This is a genomic window from Streptomyces sp. ASQP_92 (assembly GCF_025399895.1).
Classification (GTDB): Bacteria; Actinomycetota; Actinomycetes; order Streptomycetales; family Streptomycetaceae; genus Streptomyces.
This window is the reverse complement of the sequence record NZ_JAODUA010000063.1, coordinates 1-566: the sequence shown is the minus strand read 5'-3', so window position 1 is coordinate 566 and position 566 is coordinate 1. Positions and strand designations below refer to the sequence as shown.

At 67.1% G+C, this 566-nt stretch carries 1 pseudogene; it reads right to left on the bottom strand.

The annotated features are described in order from the left end of the window. Positions 1-532, bottom strand: a pseudogene (locus N4G70_RS36905) (IS5 family transposase); the annotation flags it as partial. Positions 533-566: the final 34 nt, after the last annotated feature.

Genomic DNA, 566 nt, shown 5'->3' with positions numbered 1-566 from the left:
CGCGGGCCGCGGCGCGAGCGGATCGGCGGGATGCCCTTCACGAGCGGGATCAGTGCTTGGCTGTCGTGCAGGTTGGCCCCGGAGATTCCGACGGATATGGGCAGACCGGACCGTTCCGTGATCAGGTGGATCTTCGAGCCGTACTTGCCCCGATCGACAGGATTCGGACCTGTCAGGTCCCCCTTTTCAGGGCCCGCATGTTCACCGAGTCGATCGCGCACCGCGACCAGTCCAACTCGCCGCGAGCGCCGAGTTCCTCGAGGACCAGGCGGTGGAGCTTGGCCCACACTCTGGCCCTCGACCACTCCGAGAACCGCCGGTGGGCGGTTGCTCCGGACGGGCCGAACGACGCCGAAGGCAGCTGCTGCCAGGTACAACCCGACGTAGCCACGAAGACGATCGCGGCCAGCACTTCCCGGTCGCCGTGCCGACGCCGACCACCGCCCTGCGGACGCGACGGCGCCTCCGGCACCACCCGCTGGAACAACTCCCACAACTCGTCCGGCACCAGCCGCTCAACGATCCCCACCATGACTCACAGAATACCGAGCCAACCAAATGAGATG